8 protein-coding genes and 3 pseudogenes are annotated in these 14,204 nt (G+C 62.2%); 6 read left to right on the top strand and 5 right to left on the bottom strand.

Annotated features, from left to right (window positions below):
- Positions 1-118: 118 nt before the first annotated feature.
- The 5 genes and pseudogenes from imuA to istB all read left to right on the top strand — a co-directional run.
- On the top strand, positions 119-823 hold the full coding sequence (gene imuA / locus EPAKOI_RS26050; protein WP_423194579.1) for a translesion DNA synthesis-associated protein ImuA: 705 nt from the start codon (positions 119-121) through the stop codon (positions 821-823).
- Positions 750-2,213, top strand: coding sequence for a Y-family DNA polymerase (locus EPAKOI_RS26055; protein WP_423194581.1), 1,464 nt, complete (start codon positions 750-752; stop codon positions 2,211-2,213). The genes imuA and EPAKOI_RS26055 overlap by 74 nt, the downstream gene beginning before the upstream one ends.
- Before the next feature lie 3 nt (positions 2,214-2,216).
- A pseudogene (locus tag EPAKOI_RS26060) lies at positions 2,217-5,368 on the top strand (error-prone DNA polymerase).
- Positions 5,369-5,841: 473 nt separating this feature from the next.
- Positions 5,842-7,362, top strand: a complete 1,521-nt coding sequence (gene istA, locus EPAKOI_RS26065) for an IS21 family transposase (protein ID WP_423194582.1) — start codon at positions 5,842-5,844, stop codon at positions 7,360-7,362.
- Positions 7,352-7,975, top strand: a pseudogene (gene istB, locus EPAKOI_RS26070) (IS21-like element helper ATPase IstB); the annotation flags it as partial. The gene istA and the pseudogene istB, both read left to right, overlap by 11 nt.
- A gap of 36 nt (positions 7,976-8,011) precedes the next feature.
- Here istB and EPAKOI_RS26075 read toward each other — a convergent pair.
- A protein-coding gene (locus EPAKOI_RS26075; RefSeq protein WP_423194783.1) for an IS3 family transposase occupies positions 8,012-9,210 on the bottom strand; the annotation gives its coding sequence in 2 pieces (ribosomal slippage) (positions 8,012-8,895 and positions 8,895-9,210; 1,200 coding nt in all).
- A 28-nt stretch (positions 9,211-9,238) separates the two neighbouring features.
- Here EPAKOI_RS26075 and EPAKOI_RS26080 point away from each other — a divergent pair.
- Positions 9,239-9,808, top strand: coding sequence for an IS3 family transposase (locus EPAKOI_RS26080; protein ID WP_423194784.1), 570 nt, complete (start codon positions 9,239-9,241; stop codon positions 9,806-9,808).
- Positions 9,809-9,848: 40 nt separating this feature from the next.
- Here the strand turns inward: EPAKOI_RS26080 and EPAKOI_RS26085 are convergent.
- The 4 genes and pseudogenes from EPAKOI_RS26085 to EPAKOI_RS26100 all read right to left on the bottom strand — a co-directional run.
- A pseudogene (locus EPAKOI_RS26085) lies at positions 9,849-10,207 on the bottom strand (transposase); the annotation flags it as partial.
- Between the two features lie 452 nt (positions 10,208-10,659).
- Entirely contained in the window at positions 10,660-10,794 is a 135-nt protein-coding gene (locus EPAKOI_RS26090; RefSeq protein WP_423194583.1) for a hypothetical protein, read from the bottom strand.
- Positions 10,795-10,984: 190 nt separating this feature from the next.
- Positions 10,985-12,727: a restriction endonuclease subunit S gene (locus EPAKOI_RS26095; protein ID WP_423194584.1), complete on the bottom strand. Its 1,743-nt coding sequence runs from the start codon at positions 12,725-12,727 to the stop codon at positions 10,985-10,987.
- On the bottom strand, positions 12,724-14,193 hold the full coding sequence (locus tag EPAKOI_RS26100; protein WP_423194585.1) for an N-6 DNA methylase: 1,470 nt from the start codon (positions 14,191-14,193) through the stop codon (positions 12,724-12,726). The genes EPAKOI_RS26095 and EPAKOI_RS26100 overlap by 4 nt, the downstream gene beginning before the upstream one ends.
- Positions 14,194-14,204 lie beyond the last annotated feature (11 nt).

Raw genomic sequence — 14,204 nt, forward strand, 5'->3', positions numbered from 1 at the left:
CGCCAATAGTTGAGGCGGATGCACTTGCCTGCGGCGGCATGCCGATAAGCCTCGCTTGCCGAAAAGAGGTAGAAATACTGTATGGATATACAGTACACTTCCCCGGACGGAGACCACCATGCTAACCGTCGAACCAGAAGCCATCCACCCCGCACTTTGGCGGGCCACTCAGCTGGCTCGGGGGTCCGTGCGCACAGTGCCCGCCGGCGACAAGTCGCTTTCGTCGGAACTACCGGCTGGCGGCTGGCCGATCGGAACGCTGGTCGAGATGCTGGTCCAGCAGCCCGGCATTGGCGAACTGAGTCTGCTGCGCCCTGCTCTTCTGGCCAGCGCCACTCGGCCGATTGCGCTCGTGATGCCACCGCACACGCCGCAAGCGCATGCGCTCGCGAACTGGGGCATCGCGCCAGAGCGCCTGATGTGGATTCGCGCGCAGCGTACAGCGGATGTGCTGTGGGCGACCGAGCAGCTGCTCCGGGCAGGGACCTGCAGTGCTGTTCTCCTCTGGCAGCAGCACGTCCGCAACGACGCGCTGCGCCGACTCAACCTCGCAGCGCAGTCCGGTGAGGCGTTCTTCTGCATGGTCCGGCCGCTTGCCTGCGCCCGGGATGCTTCACCCGCTCCCCTGCGCGTCGCCGTTGCGCCTGCTGAAGGCGGCGTCGAACTCACCTTCATCAAACGCCGCGGCCCGCAACGAGACGAGCCGCTTTTCGTCTCCCTGACACCGTCGCCGATCCTGCTTCATCGCCATGCCGTACCTGTGGATCTGCCTGCGCCTGCCCCGCTTATGCCTCGAAGTGTTCCGACCGAGCTGGTCCACTGAGCTGGCCGTCGCTGTCATGGAAAAGGAGCGCGTCTACGCCGCCACGTCACTCGCTGCTGCCAGTGGCGTGCGGATCAATATGCGGCGCGGGGGCGTGCAAACGGTTGCGCCCCACACCCTGATGCTTGATCGGGCGCCAGAGAAAGAAGCGGAAGCGCTTCGGCGTGTCGCGATGGCCCTGCTGCAGTTCTCCCCGAACGTTGTTGAGGCGGAGGAGGAATCGGTTCTGGTCGAGGTATCGACCAGTCTGCGCCTGTTCGGCGGGGTTCGGCGACTGCGATCGCGCGTTCGCGATACCGCGCGAACCATGGGGTTTTCGGCGGACATCGGCTGCGCACCTACGGCACAAGCCGCCTGGCTGCATGCGCGGGCGGGCGGCGGCACATCGCTGAAGATCGATCGCTTCGCGCGGCGAATGGACACGCTCTCCGTCGGATTGCTTCCTCCGGCCCGCCCCATCGCAGAATGGCTCGACGGGCTGGGCTGTCGCACGCTCGCGCAGTTGCGGCGACTGCCGCGCGCCGGCCTGCAGCGCCGATGCGGCAAAGCCCTCAACGAAACGCTCGACCGCGCCCTCGGCGAAGCCCCCGAGGTGTTCGACTGGCTGGAAGCGCCACCGACCTTCACCGCACGGGTGGAATTGCCTGACCGGATCGAGCACGCAGACGCCATCCTTGCCTATGGCCATGGTCTCATCGCGCAGCTGATCGGCTGGTTGGTGTCACAACACCTTGCGGTCACCCGGCTCCAATTCGAGCTCGAGCATGAGCGGGGGCGTGAGGCGATCGCACCGACGGTCCTCGACATCTCGCTGGCAGAGCCGAGTTGGAGCGATGGGCACCTTGTCCGTCTGTTGCGCGAGCGACTTGGTCGGTTGGAGCTCGTTGCCCCGGCGATTGCTGTCCGGCTCACGGTGACGGATGCGCAGCCGCTGGCGCCGCCGAGCGAATCGCTTTTTCCCGAGCCCGGTGGCAATCCTGAGGACCATGCCCGCGTCATGGAACTCCTGACGGCGCGCCTGGGCGCAGAGAACATCCTTCGCCCGGAACCGGTACCGGATTACCGGCCCGAGGTGGCGAACAGTTGGGTGCCGGCTGTCGGCAAGGCGCCGCGGCCGACGCCCTTGCCGCCGCTGCCCCGCCCCACCTGGCTGCTGGACAAGCCCATCGCCCTGCTCATGCGGGACCACCGGCCGTTCTACGGCTCGCCGCTGCGCATCGTCTCGCCGCCGGAGCGCATCGAGGCGGGCTGGTGGGACGGGCAGTTGCAGACGCGCGACTACTACGTCGCGGAGGGCCGCGACCATAGCTTCTACTGGATTTACCAGGAGCGCATGGGCAGCCGCGAGGGCGACGAGTCGCGATGGTATCTGCACGGCCTCTTTGGATGAGCCATGTCGAGCCAACTCGCCGGCGGCGTACTTCCCGAGTATGCCGAGTTTCATTGCCTCTCGAACTTCACGTTCCTCGAGGGCGCGTCCCGCGCCGAAGAACTCGTGGAGCGGGCGGCCGCACTCGGCTATAGCGCGATCGCCATCACCGACGAGTGCTCCCTCGCGGGTATCGTCCGCGCGCACACGGAAGCGAAGGCCCACGGAATGAAACTCGTCGTAGGTGCCTCCTTCCGTCTGGTCAATGCGGACGGCTCCCCTGCCCTTTCCATCGTCGTGCTGGCGCGCAACCGTGAGGGCTATGGCAACCTCTGCGAGCTCATCACGCTTGCGAGGATGCGCGCAGCAAAAGGGGCGTACTGGCTGACACCTCGCGATCTCGAGGCCCCCGAAGGGCCATACGCCCATCTTCGTGGGATGCCCGACTGCCTCGTGCTGTTTATGCCCGAGTACGCAGCCCCTGCCGAAATGATCGACGCGCAGGCGGCGTGGGTCTCCCGTACATTCTCTGGCCGAGCGTGGATGACATTGACGCTTCATTACCGGCCTTATGACGATCTGCATCGCGCGGCCGTCGAGCAGGCTGCGGCGGCGAACCATCTGCGCCTCGTTGCCGCTGGCCATGTGGCCATGCACGTCCGGTCACGAAAGCCTCTGCAGGACGTCATGACCGCCATCCGGCTTGGCAAACCGGTACCGGCATGCGGCTATGAGCTTTCGCCGAACGCCGAACGACACCTGCGATCGCGTCTGCGGCTGGCCAACATCTACCCGCACCGGCTTCTCACCGAGTCGCTCCATATCGCGAACCTCTGCAAGTTCTCCTTAGATGAACTGCGGTACGAGTATCCGGAAGAAGTTGTGCCGGATGGGGTGTCGCCAGCGGATTATCTCCGGCAGGAGACCTATATCGGCGCGCATAGACGTTTCCCGAAGGGCATCCCGCACAATGTGCAGGCGCAGATCGAGCATGAGCTCGCGCTCGTGCGCGATATGGACTACGAGCGGTATTTCCTGACCGTGTACGACTTGGTGCGCTTCGCCCGCTCCAACGGGATTCTCTGTCAGGGCCGCGGATCCGCAGCCAACTCGGCAGTTTGCTATTGCCTGGGCATCACTGAAGTAGACCCTGCACGTGGCAATCTGCTATTCGAGCGGTTCATCTCGATAGAGCGTGAGCGAACCGCCCGACATCGACGTGGACTTCGAGCACCAGCGACGCGAAGAGGTCATCCAGTATCTCTACTCCAAGTACGGTCGGGACCGCGCCGCTCTGGCCGCCGCGGTATCGACATACCGGCCACGTGGTGCGCTGCGCGAGTCAGGCAAGGCGCTCGGCGTCGATCCCGCGATCGTGGACATGGTGGCAAAGGCCCATCACTGGTTCGATAGCAAGGCCGACCTGCTCAAACGCTTTGAGGAAAGCGGCGTCGATACGCAGAGCGAGTTATCGCAGCGGTGGGCGAGCATGGCGACGCAACTGCTCGGCTTCCCGCGCCATCTGTCGCAGCACAGCGGCGGTTTCGTTATCGCGCGCGGCAAGCTGTCACGGCTCGTGCCCATCGAGAATGCCGCGATGCCCGACCGCAGCGTCATCCAGTGGGACAAGGACGACCTGGATGCCGTGGGACTGCTGAAGGTCGACGTGCTTGCCCTCGGCATGCTGTCGGCGATCCACCGGGCCCTCGACCTCGTGTCCGAGCAACGCGGCGAGGTGTTCGAGCTGCAGGACATCCCGGCGGAAGATCCGGCGACCTACGACATGCTGTGCCGCGCCGATAGCGTCGGTGTGTTTCAGGTCGAGTCGCGCGCGCAGATGTCGATGTTACCCCGCCTGCGGCCGCAGACGTTCTACGATCTCGTCATCGAGGTCGCGATCGTGCGGCCCGGCCCGGTACAGGGCGGGATGGTGCATCCCTACCTGCGCCGCCGGCAGGGCAAGGAACCGGTGAGCTATCCCAGTCCGGAAATGGAGGTGGCCCTGTCTCGGACGCTGGGCGTGCCGATCTTTCAGGAGCAGGTCATGCAGGTCGCGATGCTGGCTGCGGGCTTCTCCGCCGGCGAAGCCGACCAGCTGCGCCGCGCCATGGCCGCGTGGAAACGCAAGGGGGGGGCTTGAACGCTACTACGACCGCATCGTGAGCGGCATGCTCGAGCGCGGCTACGAGCGAGACTTCGCGGAATCCATCTTCCAGCAGATTCAGGGGTTCGGCGAGTATGGCTTCCCGGAGAGCCATGCGGCGAGCTTCGCCCTGCTCGTCTACGCCAGCGCGTGGCTCAAGTGCCATGAACCGGCGGCTTTCCTCTGCGCGCTGCTCAACAGCCAGCCGATGGGCTTCTATAGTCCCTCTCAGCTCGTGCAGGATGCGAAGCGGCATGGCGTCATCGTGTTACCGGCCGACGTTGCTGTGAGCGGCTGGGATTCCTCGCTTGAGCCTGGCGCCGATGGCCCTCGCGTGCGGCTTGGCTTGTCGCTGATCCGCGGCATGCGCGAAGAGTCCGCCCGTCGCATCGAAACATGCCGTGCCGTCCGTCAATTCGACAGCGTGACGGATCTCGCGCGTCGTGCATCACTGGACCGGCACGACATGCAGGTCCTCGCCGCCGGCGACGCCCTTCGGACGCTGGCCGGGAATCGCCGGCAGGCCCTGTGGCAGGCGTCCGCCGCGGTGCCGGACAAGGACTTGCTCAAAGTCGCCGATCTACCCGAGGAGGAGCCAGCGCTGGCCCAGCCTAGCGAAGGCGAAACGATCCTCGGAGACTATCATTCGATGGGGCTGACGTTGCATCGGCATCCGCTCGCCCTCCTGCGTCGGCAGCTAGCCAGCAAGCGGTTCGAAACTGCCGCCTCGCTAGCTGGCTACGCAAATCGGCAGCTCGCCCGCGGAGCGGGGATTGTCACTGTGCGACAGCGCCCGGGAACCGCCAACGGCGTCTTGTTCCTGACGATCGAGGACGAGACCGGTAACGTGAACGTCATCGTATGGCCCTCGGTGCTCGAGAAATTCCGCAGGGAGATCCTCAACGCTTCGCTGCTGGGCATCTATGGCCAGTGGCAGGCCGACGGCGAAGTCCGCCATCTCGTTGCGCAATATGCGGTGGACCTGTCGTCCATGCTCGGCACCCTCGATACACGAAGCCGAAACTTCTGTTGACCGTTACGAGGATGAGGCGGCAAATAGGCCTTGGGCTATTTCCTCAGGAGCCAGTTTGGAAGAGCCGCAGGGTCGAAACACGGCCCGCACCCTTAGCGCATCTACAGCCCGCTATGCAGAAAAAAACATTAATTTCTTATTCAGGAATCGCAAAAACTCAATCATGGCATCGAATTGGGTAGTTTTGACTATCTTCCCAGATCAGTTAAGATCACCGCACCATGGGCTTTCCTAGTGTCATCTGGCATATGAAATCGGTCAAAATAAAGGCGACTACACAGATCGCGATTGCGGTGATTCTTGCATTGGCCCTTTGCGTGCCGATGTTCAACGTTATTGAGTCCGGCAATGATAGGATCATCGGAATAATGTTGAGTTGCACCCAATCCTGACCCACCGGGGCCTGTAATTTTCATCGAATGTTGACCCACGTATAGAACACTGTCCTGCTCGGCAACGCGCAGGAGTTCGGAGTGATCGACGTGGCCATATTGAGCATCATTCGACGCTGGCACCTGCGCGACCAGATCCCGCTTCGCGAGATCGCCAGGCGTCTGGGTATCTCCCGCAATACCGTACGGCGCTATCTGCGCGCCGATGTCACGGTTCCCGCTTATCCACCTCGGCACAGTCCGAGCAAGCTGGACGGCCATGCCGCCAAGCTCGCTGCGTGGCTCAAGACGGAGGCCAACAAGCCGCGCAAGCAGCGACGCACGCTTAAGCAGATCCATACCGACCTGTGCGCGCTCGGCTTCACCGGCTCCTACGATCGTGTGGCGGCCTTCGCACGACGATGGCGGCAAGAGCAGCAGCAACAGTCGAGGGCCGCGAGCAAGGGCACGTTCATTCCACTGCGCTTCGCCGAAGGCGAAGCATTCCAGTTTGACTGGAGTGAGGACTGGGCCGTGCTCGGGGGCGAGCGCACCAAGCTGCAGGTCGCGCAGTTCAAGCTCAGCCACAGCCGAGCGTTCTTCCTGCGGGCCTATCCGCTCCAGACGCACGAGATGCTGTTCGATGCCCACTATCACGCTTTCACGGCCTGGGGCGGCATTCCGCGGCGCGGGATCTACGACAACATGAGGACCGCCGTAGACCGCGTGGGGCGAGGCAAGCTGCGCGACGTCAACCTGCGCTTCAGCACCATGGTCAGCCACTACCTGTTCGACGCCGAGTTCTGTAACCCGGCGTCTGGCTGGGAGAAGGGCCAGATAGAGAAGAACGTGCAGGATAGCCGCCACCGGATCTGGCAGCGGGTCCCTGCATTCGGCACGCTCGAGGCACTCAACGACTGGCTGGCGGACCAGTGCGTGCTGCTCTGGCAGCAGACACGGCACCCCGAGCTGGATATGACCATCTGGGAAGCGTGGTCCGAGGAGCGCCCGCACTTGATGCCGGTGGGCCAGCCCTTCGATGGCTTCGTTGAGCACACCAAGCGTGTCTCGCCGACGTGCCTGGTGCACTTCGAGCGCAACCGTTACAGCGTGCCGGCGTCGTTCGCCAATCGTCCCATCAGTCTGCGCGTCTACGCTTCACGTCTCGTGTTCGCCGCAGAGGGCCACGTCATCGCTGAGCACGTGCGGCACATCGACCGCAGCCACGGGATCGGTCGAACTATCTATGACTGGCGGCACTATCTCGCCGTGCTACAGCGCAAGCCCGGCGCGTTGCGCAATGGTGCACCCTTCACACAGTTGCCGGAGGGCTTCAAACGATTGCAGCGAGCCCTGCTCAAGCGACCAGGTGGCGATCGCGAGATGGTGGAGGTGCTCGCACTGGTCCTCCTTCACGACGAGCAGGCGGTGCTGGCGGCCGTCGAACTTGCGCTGGAGGCTGGCGCCCCATCCAAGCAGACGATCCTCAACATCCTGAGTCGGTTGCTACAGGGCGAGCCGATCTCTCCGATCACCGCGCCTCAGGCACTGACCCTACGGATCGAGCCGGAAGCCAACGTGGGACGCTATGACACGCTGCGGGGGATCGATCATGCAGCATGAGATCATGGTCGAGATGCTCAAGGCCCTCAAGCTGCACGGCATGGCGCAGGCGCTGGGTGATCTGGCTGAACAGGACTCGCCAGCATACCAAGCGGCGGTGTCGATCCTGTCTCGCCTGCTCAAGGCCGAACTCACTGAGCGCGAGGTGCGCTCGCTGGCCTACCAGATGAAGGTAGCCAAGTTTCCGGCGTATCGAGACCTCATGGGCTTCGACTTCACATGCAGTGAAGTCAACGAAGCACTGGTTCGCCAGCTCCATCGCTGTGACTTCCTCGAGTCTGCCCACAACGTCGTACTGGTTGGTGGGCCGGGAACCGGCAAGACCCACATCGGGACAGCGATTGGCGTGCAAGCCGTAGAGCATCATCATCGGCGCGTGCGGTTTTACTCGACCATCGAACTCGTCAACACGCTGGAACTGGAGAAGGCCGCCGGCAAGCCAGGACATCTGGCGACGCGGCTCATGTACGCCGATCTGGTGATCCTCGACGAGTTGGGCTATCTACCATTTAGCCAGGCCGGCGGCGCGATGCTGTTCCACCTCATCAGCAAGCTCTACGAGCGCACCAGCCTCATCATCACCACTAACCTCAGCTTCGGGGAGTGGTCGGCTGGAGTTGCCCCTGTACCTCAGGACACGCAGACACCGCTAGGTTGATGACACTGCAGTCCGTCTGAACTCGCGCGGTGAGCGATATTTCAGGGCTTTGTGCGGGTGGCGCTCATTGTAGTGTTCAAACGCAATGGCCAGGCGAGAGAGTGCCGTTGGCACGTCGGCCTTGTCCATATAGGCGACGTAGTTGTGCTTCATGGTCTTCACGAACGATTCGGCCATGCCATTGCTCTGCGGTGAACGTACCGGCGTAGTCAGCGGCTCCAGGCCCAGTTCGCGAGCGAAGCTGCGCGTGCGGTGGTCGATGTAGGCCGAGCCGTTGTCCGTAAGCCATTCGATGGGCTGCGGGGCATGCGTGGTGCCGAAGCGCTGTTCGACGGCAGCCAGCATGACGTCGCGCACCACGTCCCCGCTATGGCCGCCAGTCGTTGCCGCCCAGCTAATCGCTTCTCGGTCGTAGCAATCCAGTGCGAAGGTCACGCGCAGCGGCGTGCCGTCGTCGCACCGGAACTCGAATCCGTCGGAGCACCAGCGGCTATTGCTCGTGTCCACGGCTACGCGGCCGTCGTGCCGCCGAGTGTCTCGGCGCACGCCGGGACGGCGCAGCAACAAATGATGCTCGCGCATGACCCGATACACGCGCTTGTGGTTGGTGCGCGGTGCGCCGACCAGCTCGCGAGTGCGGCGCAGCAGCGCCCAGATGCGCCGGTAGCCGTAGCTTGGCAGGTGCGCGACGTGGGCCTGGATTTCTTCGACCAGTTCCGTGTCGTCAGTCACTCTAGCGCTGCGACCATCTTGCCAATCGGACGGTCGAACCCGTTTCACCGCCACACCGGAGCGCGCTACGCCGAGAACTTCGCAGACCGTTTTCAATGGTCGTCCCCCGGCAGCAAGGGCGAGCGCGCAATCAGGTTTTTTGAGCGGCCCCACTCAACAGCCTCCTTCAGGATCTCGACTTCCATCGTCTTCTTCCCAAGCAGGCGCTGCAGTTCCTTGATTTCCTTGATCGCGGCGGCCAACTCCGATGCCGGGACTACAGTTTCGCCAGCTTGCACCGCTGCCAGACTGCCTTCCTGGTATTGCTTGCGCCAGCCGAACACCTGGTTCGGATTCACGCCATGCCGCCGGGCCACGGCAGACACCGAGGCGCCAGGGGCCAGCGTCTCCTGCACGATAGCGACTTTTTCCTGCGCCGTGCGCCGACGACGGCGCTCCGGCTCGGTCAGAATTTCGATGGGTTCCACGTAATGACTAGGCTTACTGATAGACACAAGACTATCCCTTATTTTAAGAGAATCCTCGTGTCCTCAGATACGGGGGGCCGCTCCAGCGGCCCCAAATGAGAAGTGGCTCACCGACATTACCGAATTCCAGATCCCCGCAGGCAAGGTCTATCTCTCGCCCGTTATCGACTGCTTTGACGGCCTTGTTGTAAGTTGGGCTATCGGCACGCGGCCAGATGCTGAACTCGTCAATACCATGCTGGATGCTGCCATCGAATCGGTGGCCAACTGCGAGGAAAGGCCTGTGGTTCACTCCGATCGCGGCGCGCACTATCGCTGGCCCGGATGGCTCTCACGGATGCGCGATGCCAAGCTCATTCGTTCGATGTCACGCAAAGGATGCTCGCCCGATAACGCAGCCTGCGAAGGTTTCTTTGGGCGGCTGAAAACCGAGTTGTTCTATCCTCGTGACTGGCGGACAGTAACCATTGAGCAGTTCATCGAGGTCGTTGACTCTTACATCCGCTGGTACAACGCAAAGCGGATCAAGCTCTCCCTCGGCTCCCTGAGCCCGATCGAATACCGGGAGAGTCTCGGAATCGCGGCATAAAACAGTCCAAGATTCTTGCCGCACCCCCGGTGGGTTCGTTCTCGGTGCAAATCAACACCTCGCAGGCTAGCCGGATCGACACTCCCCGGCGTGCCACTGCGTCCCTGGCCATCTCGCGGCGGGTAGATGGCCTCAGTCTTTTTTTGCCAGCGCCTCCGCAACGATCTCGGCCTTGATTTTCTCTTCGACGTACATCTTGCGCAGCCGGGTATTCTCCGCCTCCAGCTCCTTCATCCGCGCCATCAGCGACACATCCATGCCGCCGTACTTCCCGCGCCAGTTATAGAAGGTAGCCGTGCTGATGCCCATCTCGCGACAAATCTCCGGCACCGCCAGGCCCGACTCCGCGCGCTTGAGCGCCTCCATGATCTGGCTGTCCGTGAACTTCGACTTCTTCATCCGTAGAACTCCCTTTGCTGGAATATTCTACTTGCCGACCCGCGTATCCAGCGGGGGGATTACCCCGGCATCATCGTCACGGACGTCGAGAACGTTGTCGCCTCTGCAGAGGTACGCGGCAGCAAATCGCCATTTCGCTGGAAACGACCGGCTGTCATCATGCATGAGCCGCTTTCCCAATCGGAATGCGCCACCGCTTTGCTCACAGCAAGTGGACTCGCTAACGGCGTCGCACGCCCGTTGCCCAAGAATTTCACTGGTACACCTGGAATGATGGAAGTTTGGCTGGCAGCACCTGCGGGAACCCTAGCGGAGGCGAGATAGCTAATCGGTGCCGACCGATAACCGTTGTGTGGCTTTGGCGAGCCGTGTCAAAGAGAAAACACCCGTAGACCGTATTAAATCTGTCACCGTTGCGACAGTTAAAGTGTCAACTCACCCGGCGATTTCCGTCAGTTTTGCGCCATCCCTTGCTGGGTAAGCGTTTTCGGGTTGCGAACTGAAATTGTCACCAGCAAGCCGGGGTCGGTGGGCCAGCTTACTGCCAGGCCTGACCACTGGCAGAGTTCGGCCAGCGGAGCGGTCATGCGAATCCACATGTTGGATGTCTGCTTCGAGGAAGTTTGTCGGCGGCGAAAGACTACATGAAAAATTCGCGATAACGGCTTTTATCGCGAGTTTGCCGACCGGCCCAACCCCGGGCCGATGGCGAATGAATGATCGTTTCAGGATGGGAAGAATTGAGGGACGGCCGGGCAGGGTGCCCGGCGCTCCGGCTCAGGCGGCCAGTGCCAGGTCGCCCGCGCCCGGACCGCCCGCCGCTGTCTGCTCGACCAGCGCCGCGGCGAAACGGGCCTGGCAGCTTTGCCGATCGGTCAGGCGTGCGCGCAGGCTGGCGCAAAGACCGCGCAGTTCGGTGACGCGATCGACTATGCGAGCTTGTTCCGCCGCCGGAGGGATTGGAATCGGCATATTCAAGACCACGCCCTGGTTTATCTTTGGCATGGTTCCTTGGGTACCCGTTGCCTTTCCCTTGAAGTACTGACGCCCAAAGTTGGAAATCAGGTACATGTGCACAAAATAGACGTGGAGCTTGCTGGATACGCGCAATCGCATCATCAAGTCTGGATACATAAAGCGATCGTCCTCCATATCGTATACGGCAGCCATGCCCACATAGTCCAGGGAGTTCGCACGTTGTATCAATAAGTCACCCTTCTTCAGGAGATACTGCTCAGCGCTCGCACTGGGTATGTCTACGAACTTGAAGCAATCTTCTCTAAAGTAGCCCTTCGTAGTTGCGCTGAGGCTCAGGCAACGTACACCGGTGTCGACAGGTGATGGCTTCGGCGAGAATCCATTGTTTGGACCTATCAGCGTCAGCTCACCTAGAGAGCACCAAGCCCAATGCGTAGGGATCTCAAAGGGCCTTTCTTCCTCCAAGACCCCTGTACGAGTCTTGCCACCATTCGCTTTCCGAGCAGCAATCTTGCAGCTCTTTTCCTCACGAATGTGTTCCAGCAGTACATCGACAGGCTCATCATTCTTGTCAGCCGACACCAGCAATCCGCGCACGGCCAGTTGCAGAACGGTCTGCTCGAGCGCGTCAACCGCTTCCGGGCGATCGAGCAGCAGGTCGAAGCTGGCGGCGAGACGGGACCAGTTTTCTGCCAGGGCATGCGCCGACTCGCTCGCGGCCAGCGCCTCGAGCAGCGTCGTGGTCAGGCGGGCATGCTGCTCCGCCTCCAGGCGACCGTTGGCTTCCAGCGCGTCGCAGAGCCGCATCAGTTCATCCACCTTGGCAACGATGCGACCCTGTTCGGCGAGCGGCGGCAGAGGCAGCAGTACCTTGGCAAAATCCCCGCCAGATATTTCCTTGAAGGTGGTGCCCGAGGCGGCCGCGTCGATCGCTTTGGCCGCCGACTTCAGGAACCAATAGAGATAGTCTGACGTTCCCTCGACGTATGGGACACATGACTTGAACCCCTGATTTGTCGCCAATGCGTTTGCAGCGATGGCGACGTAGCCAATTGGCGCGCGGCTCGAGAAAAGCACCGTGTCTGCAGGAAGCAGTTGCGCTGACGAATTTGCGAGGCCTTGTCGACTGATATTCCGTCGTCCGCCGCTAATTCTCTTGCCCTTGAACCCATATAGATCTGCCGGCGTGAGCCAGGGCACATCGCCGTCGGCCCAATATTCCGGGACGTCGGATTTTGGCGTTCCGCCACCTACGATCTGACCGATCGTGCCCAAACGAATCCACTCCCATCCCCGAGGTAACGAATACGGAATCTCAGACTTGGAGATCGCTGCAAGCGCTCGCTCGCGTCTGATCTGGCCTTCCTCGATCAATCGTTCCCTATTTGCCGATGCTTTCTCCAACAGGGTGCTCGTCGGCTCATCGTTGGTGTCTTGCGGCACCAGCTTGCCTTGCACAGCCAGCGACAAGATCAATTCGCGCAGCCGCGCTACGCCATCTGGCGCGGCGGCTAGCAGATCAAATCCTTTCCGGAGGTTCATGCCTGACCCTCCAGCGCGTCTGCCAGGATGCCCTTGAGCCGGTCGCGGAGTGCCTGCGCCTCGGCGGTCAGCCGCTGGTACTGGGCCAGCAGCTCATCCGGGTCGTGACTGATCTCCTCACCACGATGCGGGTTCTTCTGGTCGAGGTTAAAGCCGTTGGCCTTCAGCGTCTCAATGCTGACCTTCCAGGCGAACTCGTTCTCGACGCGACTGGCAAAGCCGTCAGCCTCATTACCCCACCAGGCCTTCTCCGGCGCGAACTCCTCGATGCGGATCGGCTTCGTTTTCGAGTAGCTCTTGTAGCCAGCCGGGTAGGGATGCTCGTAGTACCAGACCTCGCGTGTGGGCGTGCCCTTGGTAAAGAAGAGCAGGTTGGTCTTGATGCCGGTGTAGGGGGCGAACACGCCGTTGGGCAGCCGCACGATGGTGTGCAGGTTGCACTCGGTGAGCAGCTTTTCCTTGATGCGGCTCTTCACGCCTTCGCCAAACAGCGTGCCATCGGGCAACACCACCGCCGCGCGCCCGTTGTGCTTGAGCAGCTCGATCAGCAGCACCAGGAACAGGTCGGCCGTTTCCCGCGTGCGCACGTCCGCCGGGAAATTGGCCTCGATGCCGGGCTCCTCGGTGCCGCCGAAGGGCGGATTGGTCAGGATCACGTCGACCAGGTCACGGTTGCCATAGTCGGCGAGCGGTCGCGACAGCGTATTGTCGTGGCGGATCTGCGACGGCACTTCGATGCCGTGCAGCATCATGTTGGTCACGCACAGCAGGTGCGGCAACTGCTTTTTCTCGACCCCGGTGATGGCGTTCTGCAGGATCGTGTCATCGTCGGCCCGCTGGCGCTGCGGCTTCAGGTGCTCGATGGTGCAGGCGAGAAAACCGCCGGTGCCGCAGGCCGGGTCCAGCACGCGTTCGCCCAGGCGCGGGTTGACCTGGTCGACCATGAACTGCGTGACCGCACGGGGCGTGTAGAACTCGCCCGCGTTGCCCGCGCTCTGCAAATCCTTCAGGATCTTTTCGTAGAGGTCGTTGAACAGGTGCCGCTCGGCACGGTTGTTGAAGTCGATCTCGTTGATCTTGTTGATCACCTGGCGCAGCAACTGGCCCGACTTCATGTAGTTGTAGGCGTCGCTGAACACCTCGCGCGCGACGAAGCCGCGCGGGTTACGCTTGGGGTCGGCATTGAGTCCCTTGATCGCGGGGAACAGATCACTGTTGATGAAGTCGAGCAGCTCCTCGCCAGTGATCCCTTCCGGATCGGCCGCCCAGGTGCGCCAGCGCAGCCGCTCCGGCAGCGGCGACTTGAATTCGTCGCGCAGCAGTTCGAGCTCGGTCTCCTGGTCGTCGAAGATTTTCAGGAACAGCAGCCAACTGAGCTGGGAGATACGCTGGGCGTCGCCATCGACGCCGGCATCCTGGCGCAGGATGTCCTGCACGGACTTGATGAAGGTGGTGCTGATGGTCATGGGGATTCGTC

Origin of the sequence: Cupriavidus sp. H18C2 (assembly GCF_049393795.1) — a bacterium.
Classification (GTDB): Bacteria; Pseudomonadota; Gammaproteobacteria; order Burkholderiales; family Burkholderiaceae; genus Cupriavidus; species Cupriavidus pauculus_C.

What these genes read in the sequence shown, in the direction of transcription:
- imuA (WP_423194579.1), top strand. Translation starts at nt 119, where the DNA reads ATGCTAACCGTCGAACCAGAAGCCATCCACCCCGCACTTTGGCGGGCC.
- EPAKOI_RS26055 (WP_423194581.1), top strand. Translation starts at nt 750, where the DNA reads ATGCCGTACCTGTGGATCTGCCTGCGCCTGCCCCGCTTATGCCTCGAA.
- EPAKOI_RS26090 (WP_423194583.1), bottom strand. Translation starts at nt 10,794, where the DNA reads ATGACCGCTCCGCTGGCCGAACTCTGCCAGTGGTCAGGCCTGGCAGTA.
- EPAKOI_RS26095 (WP_423194584.1), bottom strand. Translation starts at nt 12,727, where the DNA reads ATGAACCTCCGGAAAGGATTTGATCTGCTAGCCGCCGCGCCAGATGGC.
- EPAKOI_RS26100 (WP_423194585.1), bottom strand. Translation starts at nt 14,193, where the DNA reads ATGACCATCAGCACCACCTTCATCAAGTCCGTGCAGGACATCCTGCGC.